22 protein-coding genes are annotated in these 26,145 nt (G+C 65.7%); 10 read left to right on the top strand and 12 right to left on the bottom strand.

What is annotated here, in order from left to right; genetic code table 11:
* The first annotated feature begins 40 nt into the window (after positions 1 to 40).
* Positions 41 to 2,701, top strand: coding sequence for a bifunctional acetate--CoA ligase family protein/GNAT family N-acetyltransferase (locus tag KY495_RS22640; RefSeq protein WP_219881523.1), 2,661 nt, complete (start codon positions 41 to 43; stop codon positions 2,699 to 2,701).
* 25 nt (positions 2,702 to 2,726) lie between these two features.
* On the opposite strand, the gene KY495_RS22635 is transcribed toward KY495_RS22640, so the two are convergent.
* The 6 genes from KY495_RS22635 to KY495_RS22615 all read right to left on the bottom strand — a co-directional run bounded on the left by KY495_RS22635 (position 2,727) and on the right by KY495_RS22615 (position 8,671).
* The gene (locus KY495_RS22635; RefSeq protein WP_219881522.1) at positions 2,727 to 3,977 is read right to left on the bottom strand and encodes a DEAD/DEAH box helicase; all 1,251 of its coding nucleotides are present in this window, start codon (positions 3,975 to 3,977) and stop codon (positions 2,727 to 2,729) included.
* Between the two features lie 22 nt (positions 3,978 to 3,999).
* Positions 4,000 to 4,125, bottom strand: a complete 126-nt coding sequence (locus KY495_RS24255) for a hypothetical protein (protein WP_267876162.1) — start codon at positions 4,123 to 4,125, stop codon at positions 4,000 to 4,002.
* Positions 4,126 to 4,194: 69 nt separating this feature from the next.
* Positions 4,195 to 6,768, bottom strand: a complete 2,574-nt coding sequence (locus KY495_RS22630; RefSeq protein ID WP_219881521.1) for a collagen binding domain-containing protein — start codon at positions 6,766 to 6,768, stop codon at positions 4,195 to 4,197.
* A 36-nt stretch (positions 6,769 to 6,804) separates the two neighbouring features.
* Positions 6,805 to 7,635 (bottom strand): molecular chaperone, encoded by an 831-nt coding sequence (locus KY495_RS22625; protein ID WP_219881520.1) that lies wholly within the window; start codon positions 7,633 to 7,635, stop codon positions 6,805 to 6,807.
* A 21-nt stretch (positions 7,636 to 7,656) separates the two neighbouring features.
* Positions 7,657 to 8,154, bottom strand: a complete 498-nt coding sequence (locus KY495_RS22620; RefSeq protein WP_219881519.1) for a DUF4402 domain-containing protein — start codon at positions 8,152 to 8,154, stop codon at positions 7,657 to 7,659.
* On the bottom strand, positions 8,141 to 8,671 hold the full coding sequence (locus tag KY495_RS22615) for a DUF4402 domain-containing protein (protein ID WP_219881518.1): 531 nt from the start codon (positions 8,669 to 8,671) through the stop codon (positions 8,141 to 8,143). Before KY495_RS22615 ends, KY495_RS22620 begins: the two co-directional genes overlap by 14 nt.
* Before the next feature lie 288 nt (positions 8,672 to 8,959).
* On the opposite strand from KY495_RS22615, the gene KY495_RS22610 reads away from it, so the two are divergent.
* From KY495_RS22610 to KY495_RS22595, 4 genes are all read left to right on the top strand, one after another.
* Positions 8,960 to 10,219, top strand: a complete 1,260-nt coding sequence (locus KY495_RS22610) for a sensor histidine kinase (RefSeq protein ID WP_219881517.1) — start codon at positions 8,960 to 8,962, stop codon at positions 10,217 to 10,219.
* Positions 10,212 to 10,982 (top strand): LytTR family DNA-binding domain-containing protein, encoded by a 771-nt coding sequence (locus KY495_RS22605; RefSeq protein ID WP_219881516.1) that lies wholly within the window; start codon positions 10,212 to 10,214, stop codon positions 10,980 to 10,982. Before KY495_RS22610 ends, KY495_RS22605 begins: the two co-directional genes overlap by 8 nt.
* Positions 10,983 to 11,087: 105 nt before the next feature.
* A complete protein-coding gene (locus KY495_RS22600) occupies positions 11,088 to 11,627 on the top strand; it encodes a hypothetical protein (RefSeq protein WP_219881515.1) in 540 nt (179 codons plus the stop codon).
* Between the two features lie 103 nt (positions 11,628 to 11,730).
* Complete coding sequence (locus KY495_RS22595) at positions 11,731 to 13,029, top strand: NAD(P)/FAD-dependent oxidoreductase (RefSeq protein WP_219881514.1); 1,299 nt, start codon at positions 11,731 to 11,733, stop codon at positions 13,027 to 13,029.
* Positions 13,030 to 13,046: 17 nt separating this feature from the next.
* Here the strand turns inward: KY495_RS22595 and KY495_RS22590 are convergent, their stop codons facing one another.
* Complete coding sequence (locus KY495_RS22590; protein WP_219881513.1) at positions 13,047 to 13,784, bottom strand: sensor histidine kinase; 738 nt, start codon at positions 13,782 to 13,784, stop codon at positions 13,047 to 13,049.
* 232 nt (positions 13,785 to 14,016) lie between these two features.
* Complete coding sequence (locus KY495_RS22585) at positions 14,017 to 15,633, bottom strand: response regulator (protein WP_219881512.1); 1,617 nt, start codon at positions 15,631 to 15,633, stop codon at positions 14,017 to 14,019.
* A 274-nt stretch (positions 15,634 to 15,907) separates the two neighbouring features.
* Between KY495_RS22585 and KY495_RS22580 the strand changes: the two genes are divergently transcribed.
* Both KY495_RS22580 and KY495_RS22575 read left to right on the top strand, forming a co-directional pair.
* Complete coding sequence (locus tag KY495_RS22580) at positions 15,908 to 16,312, top strand: hypothetical protein (protein ID WP_219881511.1); 405 nt, start codon at positions 15,908 to 15,910, stop codon at positions 16,310 to 16,312.
* Positions 16,313 to 16,419: 107 nt separating this feature from the next.
* Positions 16,420 to 16,695, top strand: coding sequence for a hypothetical protein (locus tag KY495_RS22575; protein WP_219881510.1), 276 nt, complete (start codon positions 16,420 to 16,422; stop codon positions 16,693 to 16,695).
* Between the two features lie 33 nt (positions 16,696 to 16,728).
* Here the strand turns inward: KY495_RS22575 and KY495_RS22570 are convergent, their stop codons facing one another.
* The 4 genes from KY495_RS22570 to KY495_RS22555 all read right to left on the bottom strand — a co-directional run bounded on the left by KY495_RS22570 (position 16,729) and on the right by KY495_RS22555 (position 22,832).
* On the bottom strand, positions 16,729 to 17,709 hold the full coding sequence (locus KY495_RS22570) for a diguanylate cyclase domain-containing protein (protein WP_219881509.1): 981 nt from the start codon (positions 17,707 to 17,709) through the stop codon (positions 16,729 to 16,731).
* A 144-nt stretch (positions 17,710 to 17,853) separates the two neighbouring features.
* Positions 17,854 to 20,835 (bottom strand): ATP-binding protein, encoded by a 2,982-nt coding sequence (locus KY495_RS22565; RefSeq protein ID WP_229518426.1) that lies wholly within the window; start codon positions 20,833 to 20,835, stop codon positions 17,854 to 17,856.
* Positions 20,832 to 21,896, bottom strand: coding sequence for a 5-methyltetrahydropteroyltriglutamate--homocysteine methyltransferase (locus KY495_RS22560; protein ID WP_219881508.1), 1,065 nt, complete (start codon positions 21,894 to 21,896; stop codon positions 20,832 to 20,834). The genes KY495_RS22565 and KY495_RS22560 overlap by 4 nt, the downstream gene beginning before the upstream one ends.
* Positions 21,897 to 22,007: 111 nt before the next feature.
* Positions 22,008 to 22,832 (bottom strand): response regulator, encoded by an 825-nt coding sequence (locus tag KY495_RS22555; RefSeq protein WP_219881507.1) that lies wholly within the window; start codon positions 22,830 to 22,832, stop codon positions 22,008 to 22,010.
* A gap of 315 nt (positions 22,833 to 23,147) precedes the next feature.
* Between KY495_RS22555 and KY495_RS22550 the strand changes: the two genes are divergently transcribed.
* The 3 genes from KY495_RS22550 (at position 23,148) to KY495_RS22540 (ending at position 26,118) form a co-directional block, all read left to right on the top strand.
* The gene (locus KY495_RS22550; RefSeq protein ID WP_219881506.1) at positions 23,148 to 23,375 is read left to right on the top strand and encodes a hypothetical protein; all 228 of its coding nucleotides are present in this window, start codon (positions 23,148 to 23,150) and stop codon (positions 23,373 to 23,375) included.
* 260 nt (positions 23,376 to 23,635) lie between these two features.
* Entirely contained in the window at positions 23,636 to 24,229 is a 594-nt protein-coding gene (locus KY495_RS22545) for a YfiR family protein (RefSeq protein ID WP_219881505.1), read from the top strand.
* Complete coding sequence (locus tag KY495_RS22540) at positions 24,229 to 26,118, top strand: ATP-binding protein (RefSeq protein WP_219881504.1); 1,890 nt, start codon at positions 24,229 to 24,231, stop codon at positions 26,116 to 26,118. The genes KY495_RS22545 and KY495_RS22540 overlap by 1 nt, the downstream gene beginning before the upstream one ends.
* Positions 26,119 to 26,145: the final 27 nt, after the last annotated feature.

Here is a 26,145-nt window from a genome sequence, read left to right as displayed (position 1 = left end):
CTGGAAAGTGGCCGGATTGCAACGCGGCAAAAGGACAACGATGAGCGTCAGAAACCTGAACTATCTGCTGGCACCGGCATCGGTGGCCATCGTGGGCGCATCGAGCCGGCCCGGCAGCGTGGGGGCCACCGTGCTGCGCAACATCATGGAGGGCGGCTTCACAGGGGCCGTCTACCCCGTCAATCCCAAGTATGACGAACTGGCCGGCTTGCGCGTCTGGCACGGCGTGCGCAGCCTGCCGGCCGCACCGGATTTGGCCGTCATCTGCACCCCGCCGGCCACGGTGGCCACCATCGTGCGCCAGCTGGGCGAACTGGGCACACGCGCGGCCGTCGTGCTCACGGCCGGCCTGTCGCGCGAGCACAGGCAGGACATGCTCGCTGCGGCCCGGCCCTTTGTGCTGCGCCTGCTCGGTCCGAACTGTGTGGGCTTGCTGGTGCCGCGCATAGGTCTCAATGCCAGTTTCGCCCACACCGGGGCGCAGCCCGGCAAGATTGCGTTTGTCTCGCAGTCCGGGGCCCTGGTGACCGGTGTGCTTGACTGGGCGCGCGCGCACGGCATCGGCTTTTCGCACTTTGTGTCGCTGGGCGACAGCGCCGACGTCGATTTTGGCGACCTGCTCGACTATCTTGCCAGCGACCCGCATACCGGCGCCATCCTCCTGTACATGGAAGATGTGCGCCACGCGCGCAAGTTCATGTCCGCCGCGCGCGCCGCCGCGCGCAGCAAGCCGACGCTGGTACTCAAGTCCGGGCGGGTGGCCGAAGGGGCGCGCGCCGCCGCCTCGCACACCGGCGCGCTGGCCGGGGCCGACGATGTCTACGACGCCGCCTTCCGCCGCGCCGGCATGCTGCGCGTGCTCACCACCGAAGACCTGTTTGCGGCGGTGGAAACGCTGGGCAGGGCGCGCCCCCTGTTCGGCGAACAGGTGGCCATCATGACCAATGGCGGCGGACCGGGCGTCATGGCGACCGACGCCCTGGTGGCGGGCGGCGGCAGCATGGCGCAGCTATCGCCCGCGACCATGGCCCGCCTGGACCAGGTGCTGCCGCGCACCTGGTCGCGCGGCAACCCGGTCGACATCATTGGCGACGCCCCTGTGGAGCGCTATGTGCAGACGCTGGAAATCCTGCTGGCCGATCCCCAGGCCCAGTCCATCCTGTTCATCCATGCGCCCACCGCCATTGTCCCCAGCGAAGCCATTGCCGCAGCGCTGGCGCCCATGATCGGCGCCTCGTCGCGCAATGTGCTGGCGTGCTGGCTGGGCGCCGGGGCCGTGGCACGGGCGCGCGCCCTGTTTGCCGATGCCGGAATCCCCACCTTTGGCACACCGGAAGAAGCGGTCAATGCCCATCGCCAGATCGTGCAGTTCCGGCGCAACCAGGAACTGCTCATGCAGGTGCCGCCGGCAGCGTGCGGCGGCCGGACGGCTGACCGCGGCGCTGCCGCCTCCCTGGTGCAGCAGGTGCTGGCGCAAGGCCGCTCCCTGCTCACCGAGCCGGAGGCCAAGGCGCTGCTGGCAGCATACGGCATTCCGGTGGTGGCCACGGGCACCGCCGCCGGGGTCGAGGAGGCAGTCGAGGCTGCGCGCAGCATCGGCTTTCCGGTGGTGCTCAAGGTGCTCTCGCCCGAAATCACCCACAAGTCCGATGTGGGCGGCGTGGCGCTCGATCTCGACAGCGAGGCAGCCGTGCGCAGCGCCGCGGCGCGCATGCTGCAGCGCGTGGCCGAATTGCGTCCGGACGCCCGGGTCAAGGGCTTTTCAGTGCAGCACATGGCGCGCCGGCCACTGGCCCAGGAGCTGATCATCGGCGTGACCACCGATCCCGTCTTCGGCCCCGTGATCCTGTTTGGCCAGGGCGGCGTGGCGGTGGAAGTCACGGCCGACCACGCGGTGGCGCTGCCGCCCTTGAACGTGGTGCTGGCGCGCGACATGATTTCCCGCACCCGGGTGGCGCGCCTGCTGGCCGGCTACCGCAACCGTCCGCCCGCAGACCTGGACGCCATTGTCACCATCCTCATGCAGGTGTCGCAGATGGTGGCCGACCTGCCGGAACTGATCGAACTCGATATCAACCCTCTGCTGGCCGACAGCGAAGGCGCCATTGTGCTCGACGCGCGCGTAGCGGTGGCACTGGCCGACAAGTCGGGCAGCACCCACGACCGCCTGGCCATCCGGCCCTATCCGCGCGAACTGGAGCAGGAAGTGGCGTGGCAGGGCGAGACCATCACCTTGCGCCCCATCCGGCCGGAAGACGGCGCGGCGCACCTGGCGTTTGCGGCGGCCCTGAGCGAGGAAGATGTGCGCAACCGCATGTTCACGCGCGTGATCGAACTGCAGCCTTCGCAGCTGGCGCGCTTCACGCAGATTGACTATGACCGCGAGATGGCCTTCATTGCCTCGCGCTGCGGCCCTGGCGGCATGCCGGAAACGCTGGCCGTGGCCAGGGTGGTGGCCGATCCCGACAACGTGGACGCCGAGTTTGCCGTGACGGTGCGCTCGGACCTCAAGGGCAAGGGCCTGGGCACCATGCTGATGGAAAAACTGATTGCCTACTGCCGCCATCGCGGCACCCGCAACATCGTGGGCGAAACGCTGCCGGCCAATTCCGGCATGGCGCACCTGGCGCGCAAGCTCGGCTTCAGCGTGCAGCGCCGCCCCGACCAGGACACCGTGCATCTGCGCCTGCCGCTGGAATAGTCTGGCGGCGCGGCCTGGCCAGCGCCTAGCGCCGCGCGAAGCGCACGTCGATGGTCGATACCTCGTCCTTGACCCTGGGCTTTTTTGGCTTTTTGGGCTTTTTGACGATGTGGCCGGCGCTGTTGGTGGCCGGTACCCGGTGCTCCGGCTCGAAGCCGGCTTCCTCGATGCGCTCCAGGCTCTGGCGCGTGAGCACTTCGATGGCAGCAAGCAGGCCCACTTCGTCGGCGCACACCAGCGACACCGCTTCGCCGGCGTTGCCTGCGCGCCCGGTGCGCCCGGTGCGGTGGATGTAGTCTTCGGCCACGATGGGCAGGTCGAAATTGACCACCTGCGGCAGGTCGTCAATATCGAGCCCGCGCGCCGCCACGTCGGTCGCCACCAAAATCTTGCACTGGCCGGCCTTGAAGCGTTCGAGGGCGCGCAGGCGGGCTGGTTGCGGCTTGTCGCCGTGGATGGAATCGGCCGCCACGCCGTGCGCGGCCAGCGCATCGACCAGCACTTCCACGCCCTTGCGTGTCTTGACGAATACCAGCACCTGGCCCCAGCGTTTTTTTTGCAGCAGATGCATGAATAGTTCGGCCTTGCGCTTCTTGTCCACCGGGACCACCCACTGGCGGATCTTTTGCACCGTGCTGTTGCGCGGACTGACTTCAATGCTGAGCGGGTCGGTGAGCAGGCGCCCGGCCATGGCGCGGATCTCGTCGGAGAAGGTGGCTGAAAAGAGCAGGGTCTGGCGCTTGGCAGGCAGGGCGGAAAATACGGCATCGAGTTCGCGCGCAAAGCCCAGGTCGAGCATGCGGTCCGCCTCGTCGAGCACCAGCGTTTGCAGCTGCTCGAACCTGACCGCGTTCTGGCGGTGCAGGTCCAGGAGGCGCCCGGGCGTGGCCACCAGCACATCAAGACCCTTGCGCAGCTTCATCATCTGCGGGTTGATGCTCACGCCCCCGTAGGCCACGTGGGTGCGCAGGGGCAGGGCGCCGCCGTATGCCTTGAAGCTGTCGTGCACCTGTTCTGCCAGTTCGCGCGTGGGCACCAGCACCAGCACGCGCACGCAGTTGCTGGCCACCTGCGGGCCTTCCATGGTCAGCCTGTGCAGCAGCGGCACGGCAAATCCGGCTGTCTTGCCGGTGCCGGTCTGGGCGGCCGCCATGACGTCGCGCCGGGCCAGCACGGCCGGAATGGCCTGGGCCTGGACCGGCGTGGGCGTGGCGTATCCAAGCGCATCGAGGGTGCGCACGAGCGGGTCGATCAGACCCAGGGAAGCAAACGACATGGAAAACCTTGGTGGCGGTAAGTCAGGCCGCCAGTTTACCCTGTCCGGCGCTGACGGTGGGCTTGACCGGTTCGTGCTTGTCGCGGCAGCCGCCGAGCGTGAGCACGCCCAGCATGAGCGCTAATGCCAGCAGTCGATGGGGGGTCATGGGAGGCTCCTGTCAAAAGTGGCATGCTAGCGCTTTTTGCACGGCGGCGGCGCCGCCCTTGCGCCGTCCTTATTCCGGCACCAGCACGAAGTCCTTGCCGTTGACGAAGTTGGCCTGCTGGTCGATATAGATGGCATGCGGGGGCGGCGCGGCCAGTTTCAGGCGCGCCAGCTGGGCCGGCGAAATGCGCAGCTGGTAGCGTCCCGGTGCAATGGCAGGCAGGATGTAGTAGCCGTCGGCGCCGGTGCGCACGCTGGCCACCACGCGCTGCGCGGCGTCGAGCAGCTCCACTTCCAGGTCGCCGGCCGCGCGCCGGGTGCCTGGGTCGATGCCTGCCGGGCCTGGCCTGGGCGCCAGGTAGGCGCTGCCGTCAATCTCGCCGGTCAGGCCCACCGCAAAGTCGACGGTGTGCGTGCTGCCCGGGCGCGGCACGATGCGCACGCCCCTGGCCCTGGGCTGCCACTGGGGGTCTTCCAGGGTGGCCGGGTCGATGGCAATATCGGTGTACTGGTGGGGCGGCAGCCGGCCAAGCCAGGCCGCGCCATCGGCACCGGTGCGCACCAGGTGGGTGCCGCCATTGACCAGGAAGCCGGCGCCCGCGATCGGCGTATCTTCCTTGCCCATGATGCCATCACTGTCACGGTCCAGAAACACGCGGGCCCGCGCATGGCCGCTGCCGGCCAGTGGCGCCGCATCGATGAGCCAGCGCCCCTGCGGCGCAGGGCCGATGGCGGCAAACAGCTGCAGGCCCACGCTGTAGCGCGCGCCGCTGGTGTAGGACGCCGTGAGCCCCATGCCGAAGCGGCCCATGCTCTTGGTCAGGCCGGCGCTGAAGGTGGTGTGGGGATCGACAAAGCTGCGCATGATGCCTGCGCTGGCCAGGTAGCCCTCGGCCAGGTGCCTGTCGGCCGAGAGCGCCAGGGTGCTCACGCGCGGCTCGGGCTTGAGCAGGTATTGCAGCTGGCCGCTCAGGCCGATCCCGGCCACCCGGCGCGTCGCCTGCAGCAGCGCGTCGGCCTGGCGTACGCCGGCCAGCGACTGCCAGCGCAGTGCGCCGCTGACGGCGGTGCTGTAGCGGTAGGCGGAGATGCGGGCATGCACGTCCTGGTGGCGCGCACCGGACGCCAGGCCATCGCGCCGCGCGTGCACGGCCAGCGGCAGCATGCCGAGCTGGCCGTCTATCCTCATCTCGCTGCGGGCCACGACCGGATCGGCCATGGCCGGATACAGCTCGCTCTCAAAGCGCCGCAGGCGCGCATGGCTGGCGCCCACGGCCAGGTTGCCGATCCGGGTCTTGAGCGCCAGCTGGCCCAGGTGGCCCTGGCCGAGGTCGCGCGCCAGCGCCGCGCTGACGATCACGCTGTCAAGGTAGGCGTGCAGGCCAAGCTGGGCGTAGGTGTGCGAGCGGCCGCCATGGGGCATGCGCATCAGCGTGCCGCTGGCGGCCAGGCGCCGGTGCAGCCCGTAGTCGACCTGCGCGCCCATGCGCGTGGCGCTGCCCTGTTCGTCGCGCTGGGCACTCACACTGTAGTCGAACTGGCCCGGCGCGAGCATGGAGTGCTCGAGCAGGAAGGTGTGGCGCTCGATCCGGACCTGGCCCAGCGGCCCGTGAAAAACCAGGCGGAATTCGTTGGCGCCATAGATGAGTGGCTGGCCGTCAAAACTGTAGCGCCCGTCCGCGCGTGCCTGCTGGAAGCCCACCAGCGCGTCATTGAAATACAGTTCCACGTCCCAGCCGGGCGGCAGGTCGCCCTGCAGGTTGTGGCGGTCGAAGCGGGCGGGCAGGCCGGGCAGGCGGTTCGACACCAGCACGCCGTTCCCGGGCGTGCTGCCCAGGCTGATGTTGGCCGCCCCCGGCACGGCCATGCTGCCCACCTGCGCGGTGCGCGCCCGCAAGGGGCCGAGCAGGCCGGCGCCCGGGTCGTGCCGCGCCAGGTTCAGGCGCGCGCCCTGGCCGCTGCGCACGAACAGCGAAGCCTGGGTGCCGAGCAGGTCGGCCGTGAGGTAGCTGGTGCTGGTGACGCTGTGGGCCGGGCCGCTCTCGCGCCCGCGCAGCGCCACGTCCAGCGTCTGGTCGATGAATGGCAGCGACAGTGCGCGGTAAGGGGCCGGGGCCAGGGGAAAGCCGGCACCGGCAATGCTGCCCGTGCTGCGTGCCTGCGGGCGCTCTTCGCGCTCCAGGCGCGCCTGCAGGGGCAGCTTTTCGCGCGCGCTCACGGTCAGGACCAGGGTCGACAGGTCGAGGGCGAAATCGACCGGGAGCCAGGTGGCGAGCAGGCGGCTGGGCACATACAGTTCGTCGGCCGTGCGCCGTACCAGGGCCGCGTCAAAGCTCTGGCGGCGCGTTCCCTGCACCACCACGCGGGCCGCCAGGTCCAGGTGAAAGCCGCGTTCTTCGTGCAGGATATAGCCGCTGGCCTGGCCATCGGCAGCGCTGGAGCGAATGGCCAGCGTGAGCAGGCGCGCCACTTCGCCCAGCGGCAGCAGCACGTCGTCCCCTTGCTGGTAGGCGCCCATCCCATCGGACAGCAGGTGGCGGCCAAGGCGCACTTCCAGCAGCAGGTCGGGCGCTTCCTGCGCCGTGGCCGGCGCCACCGCTGCCACCAGCGCGAGCGGGGCAAGCAGCGCTCGCCAGGCGTTCACGGTGCAGGGTTGGCAGGGTGAATGTCAGGCTGGCCGTCAGGGGAGGGCCAGCGAGGCTTCGGCAATGAGCTTGCCGCCGGCGTCCGGGCGCTCGTGATAGGCCAGGCGCAGCCTGCCGCGGTCCAGCCGTGCACCCGGAGACAGCTGCAAAATGAGCCCGGCCTTGCGCACGCTGTTGGGGGTGTAGACCGCCACGCCGCTGGCGCGTGCCAGCAGCTGCTCGCCGCCGCCGGGCGCGACAAGGTAGGCCGCCAGGTCGCCATACACCGACTGATTGCCCTGGCGCTCGATCAAGAAGGCCAGCTGCGGCGCCTGGCCGGGTCCTGCCTGCTGCAGCGCCAGCTGCGTCAGCGCCACCCGGGCCGAGGTGGCGCCGTGGCGCACGATGACGGGGATGGAGGCGCCGATCAGGGTCTTGAGCACCACACCTATACGCTGCTGGCCGGCTCCGTCCGGCTCCACGCTGCTGGCCAGGTCGCCTGGCGCGGCCAGCTTTTCAAAGTGCAGGTGCGAACGGTATTCGCCCTCGGCCAGGCCATCGGGCTTGCGCACCATCAGGCGCACCACCTGGGCCGTGCCCGGGGCCAGCGTGACCTGGCGCGGCGAGTAGGCCAGCATGGGGCCGGCGAACAGCTCGTCCGGGCCTGGCGTATCGATGCTGACGAATTCACCGGTTTCGGTCATGCGGCGGTTGACGATGCCGATCCGGTAGGTGGCCGGCTCGCTGCTGTTGTTGATCAGTTCGATCTGCGTGGCGCGCTGGTTGCCGGCCAGGACCACACGGGTGGGGTTGAGCATCAGCTCGGCCAGCGATGGCAGCGGCAGGGCCAGCATCGCCAGCAGGGCAAGGCGCGAAAAACGGTTCATGGGAAGTCCTCGTGCAAGTGTCTATTGATATTCCAGCGTGACCTGGAAGATGCCGGTGTAGTTGCCGCGCGGCTGGTTCGGGGCGACCTGCAGGGTGGCGCCCACGCTGACGCTCTGGGTGCCGGAAGGCAGGGTGCCCCCGGCCGGGCCGCTGGCAAGGAAATTGTTGACTGCCATCCGGTTGCTGCCCGAGGCCAGGGCCACCACGCCGTTGGGAGGCAGGGTCAGGATATAGGCGCGGTTTTCGTTACCGGGACTGTTGCTGCCAATGTTGAAGCGCGCGGCGCTGGCGCTCGAGAGCAGCAGCACCACGCTCCCGGTGCGGGTGCGCCCGCCATTGACGTTGACGCTGATGGTGCCGCCGCCGGCGGCGGCGAAGCGTCCGAAACTGAGGTTGGCGCTGGTGGTGATGTGTTTGGGCGGCACATTGGGCCCTGCTGCCACCGGAGGCGGCAGCAGGGCCAGCGCGGCCAGCACGGCCAGTGCGCGTGCCGGCGCGCCGCGCCTAGTTGTATTCAACAGTTGCAACGACGGTGCCGGTATAGACGCCGGCGGCCTGCGACGCCGACACGGCCAGCGTGCCGCCCACATACAGCGACTGTTCGCCGGCGCCGTCCAGCACGCCGCTGGTGGCATTGCCGGAGGTGCCGTTGGCGCCGGTGAGGTCGGAGAACTTGGTCAGGACCATGGTCTCGGCGCCGTTCGACAGCGCCGTGCTGCCGCTGTGGGTGATCGAATAGGTGGTGCCGGCCTCGCCGGTGATGTTAAAGCGGGCGGCACTGGCGGCGGCCGCGCCCATCAGCACCACGCCGGAGGCGGCGCGCACGCCGCTGGTGCTGACGGTGACGGTGCCGCCGGCACCGGGGGCAAAGCTGCCAAAGGCCAGGTTGGTAGCGGCACTGATGGCAATCGGTGCCACCACGGTGCCGCTGGCGCTGGCCGTGGCCGACGCCGCGCTGGCGCCGGCGCTGGCCAGTGCCAGCAGCGTGGCGCACACGAGTTTGGCGGTCATCTGCTGGGATTGATGCTTGAACATGGGGAAGCTCCTGTCGGGTGAGTGGGGTGGTTGCCTTGTGAAATCTTTCCTGCCGCAAATGAATACTACGTGTGAAATTGCCGCACGAAATGCCTACCCGGGCCATCCTTGATATACGTCTAATGGCGACGGGAGAACTGTTGCGGCGCACCCGCACGGGGCCAGTGCGCGTGTGCGCCGGCCCATTTTTCCGGTTTTGTCGGCCTATCCGGGGTTCTGTCGGATAATGCCGTCAGTCAACCAGAGCAATTGCTATGCTTTTTCCATGCTCACTGACCTGGAACCATCATGCTCACTAGTTTATTTTTCCTCCTTCGTATCACCCTCGCCTGGGTCCTTGTCGTCATGCTGCTGGGGGCCACCCTCAATGACGTGTTCATGTACCACACGGGCTGGGATGCGGGCGGCCTGGCTGCCTTTGCCGGCCTGGTGATTGGCGCTGCCGTGCTCGTCACTGCGTTTTCCCACGTACGGCGCGTGCGCCTCATTACCGGCCACGTCACCAACGCGGCGCTGTCGAACCGCCAGCGGCGCCAGATCGAAATCCCGCTGGAGGCGGGCCTGTCTTTCGACCTGGTGGACGCGGCCGTGCGCGAACTGCCCGGCCTGGAAGAGGTGGAAAGCGCCCGCGACAGCCTCCTGATCCGCGCCAAGATCAAGCGTTTCGATCCCTACAACGGCGACGGCTCGCCCTGGCGCTATGGCGAATCGCTGCGCACCCGCCGCAACCTGGTCCTGGTGACGGTGACGCCCAACAGCGACAGCGGCAGCGTCACGCTCATCTGTGAACCGGAGCGCGCCGCCTGGACCGACTTTTTCATCGTCGACTTCGGCACCAACCTGGAAAACGCCGAGGCGATCGTGCGCTCCGTCACCCGGCGCGTCAACGACACGCGCCGCCGCGAACAGGCTGACGTGATCCAGAGCGAGACGGAAAAGGAGCTGACCGTGGCCAAGCTCAACCTGCTGCACGCCCAGGTCGAGCCGCACTTCCTGTACAACACCCTGGCCAGCGCCCAGCTGCTCACGCGCAGCGACCCGGCCCGTGCCGACGAGATGCTGGGCAACCTGATCCTGTACCTGCGCCATTCCCTGCCACGCACGGAAGATTCGCTCTCGACCATCGGCGAAGAGCTCGAACGCGCCCAGGCTTACCTCGACATTCTCAAGATCCGCATGGGCAGCCGCCTGCAGCTGCAGGTGGAAGTGCCGGCCGAACTGCGCCAGGTCCTGTTCCCGGCCATGATGCTGCAAACGCTGGTGGAAAACGCGATCAAGCACGGCCTGGAGCCGAAACCGGGCGGGGGCACGGTGTGGATCCTGGCACGCGCCTTTGACGGCGTGGTGGCGGTGACGGTGGCCGACGACGGGCGCGGCTTCTCTGCCGAAGGAGGCGGCACCGGCATCGGCCTGCGCAATGTGCGCGAGCGCCTGCGCCTGGCCTACGGCAGCAGCGCCGCATTTGCCATCGTGGCCAATTTTCCCAGCGGCGTGGCCGCCACCATCACCGTGCCGAATACGGCCATCAAGGGAGGCCGCCATGACTAAGTGCGTCATTGCCGAAGACGAGACCCTGCTGCGCGACGCGCTGGTGCAGCTGCTGGGCGAGGTGTGGCCGGAACTGCAGATTGTCGCGGCCTGCGACGACGGCGGCAGCGCCCTGGAAGCAATTGCCGAGCACCAGCCGGAAGTGACCTTCCTCGACATCCGCATGCCGGGCCTGACGGGCCTGGAAGTGGCTGCTGCGCTGCCCCAGGCCAGCCCGCGTACCCAGGCCGTGTTCGTCACCGCCTACGACCAGTATGCGCTCGATGCCTTTGACCGGGGCGCGGTCGACTACCTGCTCAAGCCGGTGGCGCGTGAACGGCTGGCCGCCACGGTGCAGCGGGTGCGCTCGCGCATGGCCAGCGGCCTGCACGACGCCAATGCCCTGGCCGAGCTGGTGGCGCGCCTGGGGCAGGCCATCCCGAATACCAGCAAGGAGCCGCCGCTGGTGTGGCTGACCGCCAGTGCCGGCGCCGAGACGCGCCTGATCATGGTGGAAGACGTGGCCTACTTCCAGTCCGACACCAAGTACACGGTGGTGATGACGCAGGCGGGCGAAGCGCTGCTGCGCAAACCCATCCGCGAACTGCTCGACGTGCTCGACCCGACCATGTTCAAGCAAATCCACCGATCCACCATCGTCAACCTGCGCGCCGTGGCCGCGGTGACGCGCGACGACACGGGGCGCGGCATGATCCGGCTGAAAACGCGGCCCGAGTCGCTCACGGTCAGCCAGCCCTTCATGTCCCTGTTCAGGAACATGTAAAGTGTAAGCAGAGATTGCTGCGTGCGTTGGCGAACGGTAGAACCTGTTGCCTCTGTTAAACTAGTTTCACGACTAAACGGGACCATCCCGGCCGAGAGGACTACCATGAAAAAATATCTACTGGCGCTGTGCCTGGCCACGGGCAGCATCGCCGCCAGCGCACAGAACATCGACATCCAGCTGGGCCAGACCAATTACTACGGCCGTATCGACCTGCTCAATTTCGGCACGCCCCAGCTCATCTACAAGGAACCGATGTGGGTATCCCGCCCGGCCAATTACCGCACGATCGCGACGCTGTACCTGCGGGTGCCGCCGGGCCACGCCAAAAAGTGGAGCAAGCATTGCGACCGCTACGATGCCTGTGGCCGCCCGGTGTACTTCGTGCAGGACAGCTGGTACAACAACACGTATGTGCCGCGCTATCAGAAGGTGCACGGCCACGGCAAGAACAAGCACCCCGACCATGACGACGACCGCAATTTCCGCCTGTCCGACCGGGCCGGTACCAGTTATGACGGCGCACGGGGCCAGCATGACGATGGGCACCAGGGCAAGGATCACAAAGACAAGGATCACAAGGACAAGGGTCACAAGGGCAAGGATCACAAGGACAAGGGCGGCAAAGGTAACGGCAAGCATTAAGCCGGCGGCGTCGCCGTGACCAGCCCCGGGCGCGCGCCGTGTGCGCACGTCCGGCCTGTGCACATAGTAGACTTGTTGTGACTATGTAAACAGGAGAAGGCCAGTGCAAGGCAATATCGTGATTGTGGGAGGAGGAGCAGGCGGCCTGGAGCTGGCCTGCAAGCTTGGTCGCAGGCTGGGGCCGGGCAAGGTGACGCTGGTGGACAGCCGGCTCACGCACATCTGGAAACCATCGCTGCACGAGGTGGCCGCCGGCACCCTGGACCTGCACCAGGAAGGCCTGTCGTATCAGATGCTGGCCCACGACAATGGCTTTTCCTTTGTCTACGGCGCCCTGAGCGCACTGGATGCGGCAGGAAAGCGCATTACCGTCAGCGCCGTGCTGGACGCCGGAGGCGAGCAGGTGCTGCCCGAGCGCCAGTTAGGCTATGCCTCGCTTGTCATCGCGGTGGGCTCCACGTCCAATCACTTCGGCGTCCCCGGGGCGCGCGAGTATTCGATTTCTCTCAATGCGCCGGAAGACGCAGAACGTTTCCGCCTGGGCCTGCTCAAGCAACTGGCGCGTGCCGAAAGCCGGCGGGCCGAGGGCGAACAAGCGGTGGTCAATGTCGTCATCATCGGTGCCGGCGCCACGGGCGTGGAATTGGCGGCCGAACTGCGCGAAGCGAGCAGTGTCTACACCTCGTATGGCTTCCAGCATCTCAATCCTGCGCGCGACGTGCGCCTGACGCTGCTCGAAGGGGCGCCGCGCATCCTGGCGCCGCTGCCAGAGCGGGTGTCGGCGGCGGCCCACAAACTGCTCGAAGAGCGCGGCGTGACCGTGGTCACCGCATGCCGCGTGACGCAGATCGAGCCGCACCAGGTCACCGACAAGGAGGGCAATGTCTATCCGTCCAGCCTGTGCGTGTGGGCGGCAGGCATCAAGGCGCCGCCTTTTCTTGCCGAGCTGGGCCTGCCGGTGAACAAGGGCGGTCAGATCGAGGTCGACGGGCAGCTGCGCGTCAAGGGCATGGCCAATATCTTTGCCTTTGGCGATTGCGCCGCCTGCATCGACAAGGATGGCGAAGCGGTGCCGCCGCGGGCCCAGGCCGCGCACCAGCAAGCCGATTACCTGCTCACCCGTTTCGTGCGCCTGGCCCGCGGCAAGCCGGCGCCGGAGCAGGCTTATGACTACGTCGATTATGGTTCGCTGGTGTCGTTTGGCCACCGCAGTTCGGTCGGCAGCCTGATGGGTTCACTGAAAGGCATCAGCTTCTTTGTCGATGGCTTTTTTGCGCGCATGATGTATGCCAGCCTGCACCTGATGCATCACGCCGCCGTGCTCGGCCCTGTGCGGACCGCCGTGCTGGCCATTGCACGCTTTCTGATCCGGCGCAGCAAGCCGCTGGTCAAGCTGCACTGAGCGGGAGGCGCCGGCGATCAGCCGGGCGTGTCTGCGGGCGCTTCCTGCTGTTCGCGCGGCAAGATGATGGCCAGCGCGGTCCCACGGCCGGGCAGGGGGCTGACCGACAGGCTGCCGCCCAGGTACTGGGCGCGTTCGCGCAGCAGGCGCAGGCCATGGCAGTCACGCGCCTTGCGGTCGTAGTTGCCCGGGCCCACGCCGTTGTCGCGCACGGTGAGCATGATTTCTTCATCATTGTCGTCCAGCACCACATCAACCTCGCTTGCCTGGGCATGGGCCAGCACATTGCGCAGCCCTTCCTCCACCGTGCGCAGCAAGGCCACGCCATGTTCGCGGGGATAGCCGGCATCTTCTTCAGGCAGGCTGACACGGGCAACGATGTTGTGTTCGGCCCCAAATTCGCTGACCAGCTCGGTCAGCGCCGCTTTTACCCCGAGGAACTCAAGCTTGTCGTTCCAGATGGCGAGCTGCATGTCGCGGTTGGTGTTGATGATGTTCATCAACAGCGTCTTCATCTGGGCCGTGCGGTTTTGCAGAACTTTTTCCTGCGGCATTTGCTGGGTGAGCAGGGACAGGTGCATGGTCAATGCCGTCATGGACGAGCCGAGACTGTCATGCAGCTTGCGCGCGAGCTGGCGGCGTTCGTCGTCCCAGCACGTCACCATATGGCCGAGCAGTTCGGAAAGGTCGGCAGTACGTTCCGCCACGCGGCGTTCAATTTCCGCGTCAAATTGTTCGGGTGCCGGTGTACTCATGTCAACTCTATGAATGTTTCCCAAATCATACAACAGCTTCCGCGCCGGTGTCGCCTTGATCGTGCGCGCCACGGGAACTCGCGACAAGATTGCCGGTCTTACGAGCGTCACGCACGCGCCTGGGACGCGACTGGGGAACGCGCCGGTTCCCGCAGAGAAAAATCAGCCTGGCACTGCCGGCGCGATGGACATCAGTGCTACCGCGCAAGGCCTGGCATTGCCGCTGCCGGAGCTATGCGGTCGGCAGCCCTGCGCACTGGGCAATGGCTTCGAGCAGGGCATTGATGTCCACCGGCTTGACCAGGTGCAGGTCAAAGCCCGCTTCCATCACCCGGCGCTGGTCCTCTGCCAGGCCATAGCCGGTGAGCGCGATGAGCTTGATGTTGCGGGTGCTGTCGTCCTGGCGCAGGCGGCGCGCCACTTCGTAGCCGTCAATGCCGGGCAAGCCAATGTCCACCAGGGCCACGTCGGGGTGGTGATCCAGGGCTTTTTGCACGCCCTGCAGGCCGTCGGCAGCATGCTCGATGGGAAAGCCGCACGCGGTCAGCATGGTGGCCATCATTTCGCGGCCATCATCATTGTCTTCAATGAGCAGGACGCTGGGCTTGCCGGTATCGGGCAGGGCGACCAGGTTCTTCTGGGGCGCGGCCGTGGCCGTGGCGCGCGGAAGGCGGATGGAAAACGTGCTGCCGGCCCCGGCGCCATCGCTGGTGGCGCTGACGGTGCCACCGTGCAGTTCCACCAGGCGGCGCACCAGGGCCAGGCCAATGCCCAGGCCGCCCAGCGAGCGGTCGAGCGTGGTGGTGGCCTGGACAAACACGTCAAAGACGTGGGGCAGCAAATCTTCGGCAATGCCCACGCCGGTGTCGCGCACGCTGAGGATGACATCGTCGCCGTGTTCGCTGACATCGATGCTGATGGCGCCCCCGGGCGGGGTGTACTTGAGGGCGTTGTCAATCAGGTTGGTCGCAATCTGCTCCAGCCGGGTCGGATCGCCATCGACCCAGGCCGGCGGCGCGTCCATGTTCAAGGTGTACTGCAAGGTGCGGCCCGTGGCCTTGAAGGTGTCGAGGCAGGCTGATACCAGACCCGACAATTCAGTGGGCTGGCGCGCCAGCAATATCTTGCCAGACATAGCGCGCGACAAGTCGAGCAGGTCGTCGACGATGCGCGACAAGTGCTGGCTCTGGCGCTGGATGATCTGCTTGGCACGCGCGACCGTCTCGGCCGGCGCACCCTGCAGGCCAATCAGGGCGGCAGCGCTGCTGATGGCGCTGAGCGGGTTGCGCAGTTCGTGGCCCAGCATGGCCAGGAATTCATCCTTGGCGTGGCTCTTGCGTTCAGCCGCCTGGCGCTCTTCCATTTCAAGCGTGAGGCGCTTGTTGGTGGCGGTCAGTTCGGTCGTGCGCTGGCTCAGCTTGGCGGCCTGGAGTTTCAGTTCCTCATTCTTGGTGGCCAGCGCCACGAATACCTGCACCTTGGCATGCAGAATCTGTGGAATGACGGGGGTGAACAGGAAATCGGCAGCGCCGCGCTGGTAAGCCTTGAGCCGGTCGATCTCATCGGCCAGGAAGGCGGTCACAAAGATGATGGGAATATCGGCCGAGCGGGCGCGCTGGTGGATCGCTTCCGCCGTTTCAAAGCCATCCATGCCTGGCATGTTCACGTCGAGCAAAATGACGGCGAAGTCATGCAGCAGCACCTGGCGCAGCGCCTGCTGCCCAGAACGGGCCGCAATGACGTCGTATCCCGACGCTTCCGCCCATTGGTCGAGCAGGCTGGTCAATGCGAGCAAGCTTGCCGCATCGTCGTTCACCACCAGGATTTTCGGTTTTACAATTTTTGGCACGGCTTTCCTGCGCAGCTAGAGAAAATTCAAGGCGACTTTTATTCAGCCGTCAGGATATCAGACAGCGTGACATTTTCCTGTAGAAAACATCTTTTGAATCGTGCATGGAGGCCATTTCCACCCATCATAACAACGGAAAATCGGCCCTGTCAAAACGGCGCATGCGGATTCCACCGTGGCTAAGGTACGCTGGCGCACATACGAAAAATGCCTGTTATGGGATAGTCAAGCCAGACAGAAACATCGCCAAGGCGGCACTCAGAAAGGGAATATCATGAACATCAATACCGTGCTCGACAGCGCATTCGCGAACCAGAGCTTTCGCGACATCTGCAACGCGCCATTGTCGGCAATGAAGGGCGTCAGCCCCAAGGATGCCAAGGCGCTGCAGCAAGCGTTTGGCATCAATACCATTGGCGAACTGGCCGAGCTCAAATTCGTCAAGTGGGCCACCGCCATTCGCACCCTGGCGCTGGAAGAGTGCGATACGCCGGAAGAGCAAGCCAAGGAAACGCTGCTCGACGACGCGGTCGAGATGACCTTCCCGGCCAGCGATCCCATTTCGGTTGACTCGGGCATTACCCGGATCGAAGTACCGCCGGACATGGTCGATGCCTCGACCGACCATCAAAACGCCAAGCGGATCCGGGCCAATACGGCCAAGGCCGAGGACGCCTGAATCGAGGTGGCATTCTCGCTCACCCGGCCGGACATACGGCCGGGTTTTTTGCTGTCAGGACCAGACGTGCGGCGCTGCTACAATGGTGTTCTTCATGAAAGGCATCCATGCACGCACCAGCATCGGCCGCGCCTGCGGCCGTGGTTTCCATAGAAAAAGATTTTTTCCTGGTGGGCAGCACCTGCGTGCACACGCTTGAGGAGATGGTAGTTGCACTGCGCGCGCAGCAGGCCACGCTGGTTGCGCTGCGCATCGGCGACTCGGCACGCGGCAGCTTTGAACGGGTGGGACTGGTGGTGTACGGCTTGAACCGGCATGGGTTCACGATTGCCGGCATCGACAGCGAGAACGACCCGGCCGGGCAGCAACATCCCACCCCATGATCGATTCTCTTATCCTGCCAGCTATCAGATTAGCTAGTGTGGCTGGAGGTTAACTTTTTTTTCGACAGCCGGGGGCGGCGCAGGCTGGGCCGACGTGGCGCAAAAGCGATTCTTGCCGCCGCGCTTGGCTTCGTAGAGCGCATAGTCGGCAATGCTGATGAGCGACTCCACCGTTTCCGCGTCGTCAGGGTAGATGCTGATGCCGATACTGGTTGACAGGCGCAGTGTCAGGTCATTGATGAAGAACGGTTCCGACACCGCTTCGACCAGCTTGGCGGCCGGCCCTTGTGCATCGGCCAGGCTGTGCACTTCCGTCAGCACGACCATGAATTCGTCGCCGCCCAGGCGTGCCACGGTATCTTCCTTGCGCGATGCCGCGACCAGGCGCTGCGAGACGATCTTGAGCACTTCGTCACCGTACGAGTGGCCATAAGTGTCATTGATGGCCTTGAACCCGTCCAGGTCCAGGTACATGATGGCGGCCTTGTGATGATTGCGGCTCGCGTGCTGCAGCGTGGTCTCGATGCGGTCTTCCAGCAGGCGCCGGTTGGGCAGGCCGGTGAGCGCATCGTGCAGCGCGAGGGCCTGCTGGGTCTTGCTGTACTGCGCCAGTTCCTTGTACAGGAGCCGCACTTCGAGCATGTTGTGTATGCGTTTGTGCACTTCGAGCAGGTCGAAAGGCTTGCTGATGAAGTCGCGCGCACCGGCTTCGAGCGCGGCAATCTTGAAGCTGGGCTGGGCGGTCAGGGCCAGCACGGGCAGGTAACCGCCGTGTTCGATTTCCTTGAGCCCCTTCATCACCTGGAAGCCGTTCAGGCCCGGCATCTGCAAGTCAAGCAGAATCAGGTCGTAACAGTGCTGGCGATGGAGCGGGCATACCTGTTCCGGCAGCATGGTGGAACTGACGCAGGTATAACCCTCTTCGCGCAGGATCTCTTCCATCAATTCCACATTGTCGGAAGAGTCGTCGACCACCAGGATCTTAGCGTTAAGGATGTCTTCTCGGCTTGGCATGCGTCATTCTCGGTCTGGCTGAAGGAGGCACGCAACTGGTGCGGCCCGACTCAATTTCAATTCACGTAGTGTAGCAGCAGCAGGAACATTTCTTGTAGGACAGCGCCGCGTTTGTTGGTAGGAGGGCCATTCGTTAGAATAAATCTATGACTTCCCAGCCATCGCTGCCACCGTTGCTATCAGTTCGCTGGGCTCCACCGGTTTGGAGATGTGGGTCCGAAAGCCCGCTTCCAGCGCGCGCAGCCGGTCTTCGGAGCGCGCAAAGGCAGTCAGGGCCACTGCCGGCAGGCGCGCGTAGGCCGTGCCCAGCGCCCGGATGCGCGCCATCAGTTCAAAGCCGTCCACATCGGGCATGCCCAGGTCGCTCACTATCACTTGCGGCATTTTTTCCCGGATCGCTGCCAGGGCCTGTTCGGCACTGGCTGCCGTGCGCACGGACGCATGGCAGTCCGACAGGATGCGATTGATCAGCTCGCGCGCATCGGCTTCGTCATCCACCACCAGCACGTCGAGGTCCTTCAGGTCGCGCAGCTGCAGGTCGGACGCCTGCGGCGACGGCGGCAACGAGGGCGTGCGGTCGGCGCGCACCGGCAGCATCTGGCGGCTGGTGGCGGGCAGCTCGATGGTAAAGCTGGCGCCCTGTTCCTCGCCCTCACTGTCGACCCGCACCGTGCCGCCGTGCTGCTCGATCAGGTGCTTGACGATGGACAGGCCCAGACCAAGCCCGCCATGCTTGCGCGTGGTGGAGGCATCGCCCTGGCGGAAGCGCTCGAACACGTGCGCCTTGAATTCCGGCTTGATGCCCACGCCGCTATCTTGCACCGTAATGGCCACCTGGCCGGCAATGGCAGCCGTCATCACGCGCACCAGCCCATCGCGCGGCGTGAACTTGATGGCGTTCGAGAGCAGGTTCCAGATCACCTGCTGCAGGCGCGCCGGGTCGCCGGCAATGGTATCGACCGCCGGGTCGTAGATTTTTTCAAGGCGGATATTCTTGGCGTCGGCCGCCGGCCGCACCGTTTCGATGGCCGCATCAATGAAGGTCGATGGCGATACCGTCTGCATGTCGAGCATGACCTTGCCCGATGTGATGCGGCTCATGTCGAGCAAGTCTTCGATCAGCTGTGCCTGTGCGCGGGCATTGCGCTCGATGGTCTGCAAGCCTTTTTGCAAGTCCGCCTGGTCGCGGCTGCCGCGCCGCAGCACCTGGGCCCAGCCCAGGATGGCCGACAGGGGGGTGCGTAATTCGTGTGACAGCGTGGCCAGGAATTCATCCTTCATCTGGCTGGTGCGCTCGGCCTCGGCGCGCGCTGAACGCTCGCTCTCGAGCAGTACCTTGCGCTCTTCGGCAGCGCGCTGGGCCGCTTCGTACAGACGCGTGTTGTCGATTGCCACCGCCGCCTGGGCCGCGATGCCGCCCACGATGCGCTCGGTGCGGCCGGTGAAGATGCCGGCCTCCGGGTGGCCAAAAAACAGGCTGCCCAGCACTTCGCCCGAGCGCGCCACCACCGGTACCGCCAGATAGCTGCGCACGGCGGGCTGGCCGTCGGCAGCGAGAAAGAAGGGTTCGGCCTGAGCGTAGCGCGGGTCAAGGTTGATGTCGTCCGAGCGCACCACGCCCTCGCCGCGCAGGCTGGGGCCGAACAGCGCGGTGGCGCCCGGGTAGCCAAAGCGGGTGAACTCCGGCGGCGCCGCGCCACTTAAGGTGTACAGCGTAAACAGGTCGCCATCGGCGTCCTTGCCGTGATAGAACAGGGCGCCGAAGCGCGCGCCGCTGACGCCGGTGGCGGCATCGGTGACGGTTTGCAGCAGCGACCGCAAATCGCGCTGGGAGGCCAGGGCGTTGCCGGTGGTATTGAGCAGTTCGAGCACATTCGATTCTTCGCGCAGGGCCTGCTGCACGCGCTTGACCTGGTCAACGTCGGTATTGGTGCCGAACCAGCGTACCACGTGCCCGAGGCGGTCGCGCACTGCATTGACCCGGGTGAGGAACCAGCGATACTCGCCATCGGCGCCGCGGATCGGATACTCCATCTCGAACGGGTCGCCGGTGCGCAGCGATTCGTGCCAGCGCTGCAGCATCTGCGGCAGCACGTCCGGGTCATGCGTGCTCTGCCAGCCCCAGCCCACCACCTGCTCGGGCCGAGTGCCCGTGTATTCGTACCAGCGCTTGTTGAACCACACAATGGCGCCGTCGGACTGCGCCATCCAGGCCAGCTGGGGGATGGAATTGGCCAGGGCACGCAACACTTCTTCGCTTTCGCGCAGCGTGTCTTCCGCACTTTTGCGCGTGCTGATGTCCTGGACCACCCCGGTCATGCCCGATACGGCGCCGTCGCGGTCATAATCGGCGCGGCCCACCACGCCGATCCAGACCGGCGTGCCGTCCGGGACGTCGATGCGGCACTCGATATTGAGGTCCGCGCGCTCGGTAAACGAATGCAGGAAGTCGGCGCGCACGGCGTCGCGGTCGCTGCGATGCAGGCGCTCGCGCAGATCGTTCCAGGGCAGGGCCGTTTCCGGCGGCAGGCGGAAGATTTCGGCGGCGCGCGCGCCGAGCGTCACACGGTCGGTGGCGGCATCCCAGCGCCAGTCGCCCAGGCGGCCTGCCGACAGCGCCACCTGCAGGCGGTTGTTGCCGTCCACCAGCGCCTGTTCGTCTTCCTTGCGCCGCGTGATGTCCTGAAAATACATGGTCAGGCCTTCCGCGGACGGATAGGCGCGCAGGTCGAACCAGCAGCGCAGGGGCGGATAGTAAAACTCGAAACTGACGGTCTGCTGCTCCGCCACGGCGCGCTGGCACTCCGTTTCCATGCGGCCGCCGCGCAGTTCGGGGAACACATCCCAGATCGCGTTGCCCATCAAGTCGGCACTGGTGCGGTGGCGCGCCGTGAGCAGTTCCAGCGCCCGCCCGTTGATGTAGGTGATGCGCCAGTCGTGGTCGACCGCGCAAAAGCCGTCGGTCAGGCTCTCGAGCATGGCCTCCATGCGGGTGTTGGCGCGGCGCAGCTCATCGCGCGCCTCCATCAGCTCCTGCTGGGCGCGCTGGCGCGCCACCAGCACGCTGTTGGCATTGCGCAGGGCCGCGGAGCGCATCAGTTCGAGTTCGTCGAGGTCGTCGCTCATGAGGCTTGTTCCAGGATGCGCGCGGCCATGGCGGTACCTTCGACGCGGGCGCGGATCTTGGCAAAGGCCGTCTCGCGGGTGGTCGAGTCATCGTCGCAGAAGGGCGAAAAGCCGCAGTCGTCGGTCGTGCCCAGCTGCGCCGGCGGAATATACCGCGCTGCCTGCAGCACCCGCTCGCACACTTCCTGCGCCGTTTCAATGCGCGGGTCGATCGGATTGATGACGCCCACGAAGATGCGCTGCCACGGCTTGGCATATTGCGCGATGATCTGCAGCACCCGTACCGGATCGCGCTCGCCGGCCAGCGCGATATAGAAATTGCCGGCCTTGAGTTCAAACAGGCTGGGCAGCAGCTCCGCATAATCGACATCGGCACTGTGGGTGGAATCACGGTCGCCGCCGGGGCAGGTATGCACGCCGATGCGGGCCTGCTCGCGCGGGCTGAAGCGCGACAGCGCCAGGTTGTTCAGTTCGATAAAGCTGTTGAGCAGGCGACCGCTCGGGTCCAGCCGCATGGCCAGGCGCCCTTCGGTGAAATCGATCTGCACCTTGCTCGCGCCCTGATCGAGGCAGCGCCGCACTTCGCGCTCGTGTTCGGCCAGCAGGTCGGTGAGAAACTGTTCGCGCGGATAATCCGGCAAGCCCTCGGTGGGATACATGAGCGAGAGCGCCGACGGCGAAATGACGGCCTGCTTGATCGGCAGCGTCGTGAAGCGCTGGGCCATGACCAGGTATTCGTCGGCATAGCGCTGGTAGCGGAACGGTCCGCTGGTCAGGCGCGGCATGCGGCGCATGTGGCCGGCGGCGAAGGGAATCTGGAAGCCGTCCGGCGCCGTGTTGGGCGCCCCGTGCACGCAGTAGGTCCAGAAATTATGATACTTGCGCTGTTCGCCATCGGTGATCACCGGCGAGCCGGTGGCTTCGAACCGGGCCACGGTATCGCGCACGGCTGCCTCGTACATGGCGTCGAGCTGGGCGCCGGCGGCGGTGTCCTGGTTGGCTGCAGCAGACAGCTCGGGCGGACGCGGGATGCTACCAATGGGTTCAGTTGGGATCATCATGTGCAGCCTTGGGATGACGTCAGGCGAAACAGCGGTGCCCGTGCGGCGCGCAGGCTTGAGGCGAATTTTAGCCCACGCCCACGGCATGGCCTCACACGCTTGGCGGCGGGCTTATCCCTGGCCATGGGCGGCAATGCGATCGAGCGAGCTCTGTAGCTGTTCAATTTCGTACGGCTTTTGCAGGGACTGGAACGGAAATTCCACGTGTCGCAGCATGGCTTCGCCATAGCCGGAGGCGAAGATCACTTTCATGTCCGGACTGTTGCGCAGCGCCTGGCGCGCCAGGTCCACGCCCGACATGCCGGGCAGGCTCACGTCCGAAAACAGCACGTTGTAGGAGTGCTTTGCCAGCATGTCGAGCGCGCCCTCGGCATGGGCCACGCCGTCGGCCTCATGGCCGAAGGCCTTGATCATTTCGCATACCAGGTATTGCGAATCGAGATTGTCTTCCACCACCAGCACACGCAGGCCGACCGGAGGCGGGGCCAGCTGGCGTTCCGCGCAGGGTGCGACCGCGCACAGGACCCCGGCCACCGCGCCGCTGTCGTCGGTCAGCGGGGTCAGGTGCAGGTCGCAGTCAAGCTGTTGCGGGCCATTGGCGCGCAGGAAGGTCAGGCGCTGGCGCGGCAGCTGCAGCGCTTCGCCGCCGGCGGCGCGGCGAAAGCCTTCGGCAGCCACAGCCATCGGCGCCGGGCTGACCGATGGGACGCGGCCACCGGGCGCGGGCGGGTGGTGGGGACCTGCCAGTTCGGCATAGGCGCTGTTATAGGCAACAATACGGCGCTCGCCCCATACCAGCAGCATGGGAAAGGGGCTGCCGAGCAGGATATCCATGCTCAGTCTGAGGGTATGCGGCCAGCCGGCGTCGTCGCCAAAATCGCTGGTACGCCAGTCCACGCCGGCAGCGGGGCCGGCAGGCTTACTTATTGCGGACATGCGTTGCCTGTTTCATTAAAGAAGTTGCGGAAGAATAAAGAAGATGACAATCGTACACCAAATGCAGGGTGAGATGCGTCTGCTTGGCATGTTGACGCGCGATGAGGAGCGATCGCCCGAACCGGTGTCTGGCCTCCGCGCGCGCTGCACAGCCAAAAAAAAGCCCGCTACAGGAGCGGGCTGAATCTATTATTCCGGTGAGGGAGAATAGAGGAGACAGAAGCATCATGCCTGACTGCAATTGCTATTGCTAATTTATCTTTGTGATGTCAGGTATATGATTAGGGATATAACGCTGCAGCGCGGGAGGAAATCATGGCCACGACACTCAGGCACCGGCGGGTCAATATCGTTTTTCTGGAAGCAGGCGAGGCAATTGAATCGGTGTGCGGCCCGGGCGATATCGCCATTTGCGCTGCGCCCGATGGCTGGTGGACCAGCTTCGTCGCCGAGGACGGCAGTATTGACAGCTACGATATGCCGTACGGCAGCTACAACGAAGCCTTGTGGGCAGCCAAAGCTGCTGCCGAGTTCGGCACCTAGCTGATCCCTCGACCCGTTTGGCGCGCCATTGCGGCCGGGGCGCGCCGCTTGCCGGAGCAGGGCAGCACAAAACACCAGTTCGTTGTACAGTTGTTGAATATTCGCAAATAAGATGCGGCCCGGTGCACGGCAAGCGTGTGCGCCTTTGTGCGTGAGAGAAAATGTTCTACGATAGCAAGCATGTATAAAATCCGCCTCTCTTTACGGCCGTCGCCACCCGCGCTACCGGTCAAACGCACGTCATCCTGGAGTGCCGTCGTTTGAGTCATGGTGCCAGCGCCCCTACGTCATCACTGCCGCGCCAGGGTCGCCGCCGGCTGGTGTTGCTGGCCGCTGCCGCGAGCCTGCTCGGCAGCGCGGTCCTGGCCGCGCCGGCGGGAACGGCGCCGGAACGCAAGGTCAAGGCTGCCTTTCTCTACAAGTTTCTCGGTTACACAGAATTTCCCGCAACCGCCTTTGCTGATGCGGCCGCGCCCGTTGTCATCGGCGTGGTCGATGCCGAAGGCGTCGCCGCCGAGCTGAGCCGGATTGTTGTCGGCCGCACCGTGCAGGGCCGCCCCATCGCCGTCAAGGCCTTCCGCGAGCAGGAAGCGCCGGCCGGCGTGCATCTGCTGTTCGTGGGCGGCAGCGACAGCGCGCGGGTGCGCAGCGTCATCAAGGCCGCGCAGCCGGCGCCCATGCTGGTGGTGACGGAGGCGGAAAACGGCCTGCGCCAGGGCAGTGTGATCAATTTCAAGATCGTCGATGCGCGCGTGCGCTTTGACATTTCACTTGAAGCGGCCGACAAGCATAGCGTCAAGCTCAGCTCCCGGCTGCTCACCGTTGCCAGCCACGTGCACAAGGGAACACCGTGATGCAACGCGACAGCGGATCCGTGCGCAGCAAGCTGATTCTGATGGCGGTGTCGACCACGCTGGTGGCCCTGCTGGCCGCCTCCATCGCCATGCTGCTCTACGACCTGCGCACCTTCAAGCAGTATTGGGTGGACGACCTGATGACCCAGGCCGACATTATCGCCAGTGTCACCGCGCCGGCCCTCGCGTTCAACGATGCCCGCACCGCCCAGCAGAACCTGGCCGTGCTGCGGGTGCGTCCGCAAATTTTGGCCAGCGCCATCTACACCGCCGGCGGCAGCCGCTTTGCCGCCTATGCCCAGGGCGCCGGCGATGCGACGTATCCGGCCCGTCCCGGCGTGCCCGGCTACAGCATCGCCAATGGCGAACTGACCGTGTACCACAATATTGTCGACAATGGCGAGGTGCTCGGCACGGTCTACCTGCGTGCACGCTACGGTCTGATTGACCGCATGCTCAGCTACGCAGGCATCCTGGGCGTGGTGCTGCTGGGTTCTCTCGTGATTGCCGCCTTTGTCGCCTCGCGCCTGCAAAAGAGCATCACCGATCCGCTGCTGGCCGTGACCGGCGTGGCGCGTGAAGTGATGCAGCGGCGCGACTTCAGCCTGCGCGTACAGGGCAACAACCGCGGCGAAATCGGGGTGCTGGTGGCAGCCTTCAACGACATGCTGGCCGAGATCGGGCGCCGCTCGCACGCGCTGCAGGAGGCCAATCTCACGCTGGAACATGAGATGCAGGTGCGCCACCGGGCCGAGGAGGCGCTGCTCGTGGCCGACCGCCGCAAGGATGAATTCCTCGCCACCCTGGCCCATGAGCTGCGCAATCCGCTGGCGCCGATCCGCACCGGCCTCGATATCCTGCGCATTCGCAGCGGCGACGCCCAGGCCACCCAGCGCGCCACCGATATCATGGAACGCCAGCTGCGCCAGATGGTGCGCCTGGTCGACGATCTGCTCGACGTCTCGCGCATCAATACCGGCAAGTTCGCCATCAAGATGGGCCGGGTCGAACTGAAGGCGGTGGTCAACGATGCGCTGGAAGTGGTGCGCTCGTATATCGAACTGCATGGCCACGAGCTGGTTATCGACCTGCCGGACCGGCCCGTGTTCTTGCATGGCGACGCGACGCGCCTGGCGCAGATTCTGTCCAACCTGCTCAACAACGCAGCCAAGTACACCAATCGCGGCGGGCGCGTGAGTCTGTCGGCCCGGGTTGAAGACCGCAATCTGATCATTACCGTGGCCGATAACGGCATCGGTATCGCACGCGACATGCTGCACCAGGTGTTCGAGATGTTCGTGCAGGTCGATTCCACGCTTGAACGCACCAATGCGGGCCTGGGCGTGGGCCTGTCGCTGGCGCGCCGGCTGGTGGAGCTGCATGGCGGTACCATCGAGGCGGACAGTCCCGGCATCAACCGCGGCAGCGAATTCATTGTCAGGCTGCCGATCGTGGTGGAGCCGGAATTGCCGGCCAAGTCGACGCCGGCCACTTTCATGACCTCGGAAACCTATCGCATCCTGCTCGCCGACGACAACGTGGACTTCGTCAACAGCATCGGCGCGCTGCTCTCGGCCATGGGACACAGCGTCGTCATCACCCATAATGGGCCGGACGCGCTCACCGCCGCCGCGCGCTTTTGCCCTGACTATGCCTTCCTCGACATCGGGTTGCCGCAAATGTCGGGCTATGATCTGGCACGCGGGATCCGGCGCCTGTCGTGCGGCGCCATGACCATGCTCATTGCCGTTACCGGCTGGGGCCAGGAGAAGGATCGCCAGCTTGCCTTCGAGGCAGGCTTCGATCACCACATGGTCAAGCCGGTGCGCTTCGAGCAGATTGAAGAAATCCTCAGCAACCGGACCGTCGTCAAGAAAGCGCGTACCTGACCGCAGGCGTGCCCGGGGAGGGGCGCA

Source organism: Massilia sp. PAMC28688, from assembly GCF_019443445.1.
Lineage (GTDB): Bacteria > Pseudomonadota > Gammaproteobacteria > Burkholderiales > Burkholderiaceae_D > Telluria_A.
Note: the sequence above shows the minus strand (reverse complement) of the source record. Positions and strands in the feature narration are given on the sequence as shown.

What these genes read in the sequence shown, in the direction of transcription:
- KY495_RS22625 (WP_219881520.1), bottom strand. Translation starts at nt 7,635, where the DNA reads ATGAACCGTTTTTCGCGCCTTGCCCTGCTGGCGATGCTGGCCCTGCCG.
- KY495_RS22605 (WP_219881516.1), top strand. Translation starts at nt 10,212, where the DNA reads ATGACTAAGTGCGTCATTGCCGAAGACGAGACCCTGCTGCGCGACGCG.
- KY495_RS22540 (WP_219881504.1), top strand. Translation starts at nt 24,229, where the DNA reads ATGCAACGCGACAGCGGATCCGTGCGCAGCAAGCTGATTCTGATGGCG.
- KY495_RS22575 (WP_219881510.1), top strand. Translation starts at nt 16,420, where the DNA reads ATGCACGCACCAGCATCGGCCGCGCCTGCGGCCGTGGTTTCCATAGAA.
- KY495_RS22555 (WP_219881507.1), bottom strand. Translation starts at nt 22,832, where the DNA reads ATGTCCGCAATAAGTAAGCCTGCCGGCCCCGCTGCCGGCGTGGACTGG.
- KY495_RS22635 (WP_219881522.1), bottom strand. Translation starts at nt 3,977, where the DNA reads ATGTCGTTTGCTTCCCTGGGTCTGATCGACCCGCTCGTGCGCACCCTC.
- KY495_RS22580 (WP_219881511.1), top strand. Translation starts at nt 15,908, where the DNA reads ATGAACATCAATACCGTGCTCGACAGCGCATTCGCGAACCAGAGCTTT.
- KY495_RS24255 (WP_267876162.1), bottom strand. Translation starts at nt 4,125, where the DNA reads ATGACCCCCCATCGACTGCTGGCATTAGCGCTCATGCTGGGCGTGCTC.
- KY495_RS22565 (WP_229518426.1), bottom strand. Translation starts at nt 20,835, where the DNA reads ATGAGCGACGACCTCGACGAACTCGAACTGATGCGCTCCGCGGCCCTG.
- KY495_RS22615 (WP_219881518.1), bottom strand. Translation starts at nt 8,671, where the DNA reads ATGTTCAAGCATCAATCCCAGCAGATGACCGCCAAACTCGTGTGCGCC.
- KY495_RS22560 (WP_219881508.1), bottom strand. Translation starts at nt 21,896, where the DNA reads ATGATGATCCCAACTGAACCCATTGGTAGCATCCCGCGTCCGCCCGAG.
- KY495_RS22550 (WP_219881506.1), top strand. Translation starts at nt 23,148, where the DNA reads ATGGCCACGACACTCAGGCACCGGCGGGTCAATATCGTTTTTCTGGAA.
- KY495_RS22590 (WP_219881513.1), bottom strand. Translation starts at nt 13,784, where the DNA reads ATGAGTACACCGGCACCCGAACAATTTGACGCGGAAATTGAACGCCGC.
- KY495_RS22600 (WP_219881515.1), top strand. Translation starts at nt 11,088, where the DNA reads ATGAAAAAATATCTACTGGCGCTGTGCCTGGCCACGGGCAGCATCGCC.
- KY495_RS22610 (WP_219881517.1), top strand. Translation starts at nt 8,960, where the DNA reads ATGCTCACTAGTTTATTTTTCCTCCTTCGTATCACCCTCGCCTGGGTC.
- KY495_RS22640 (WP_219881523.1), top strand. Translation starts at nt 41, where the DNA reads ATGAGCGTCAGAAACCTGAACTATCTGCTGGCACCGGCATCGGTGGCC.
- KY495_RS22570 (WP_219881509.1), bottom strand. Translation starts at nt 17,709, where the DNA reads ATGCCAAGCCGAGAAGACATCCTTAACGCTAAGATCCTGGTGGTCGAC.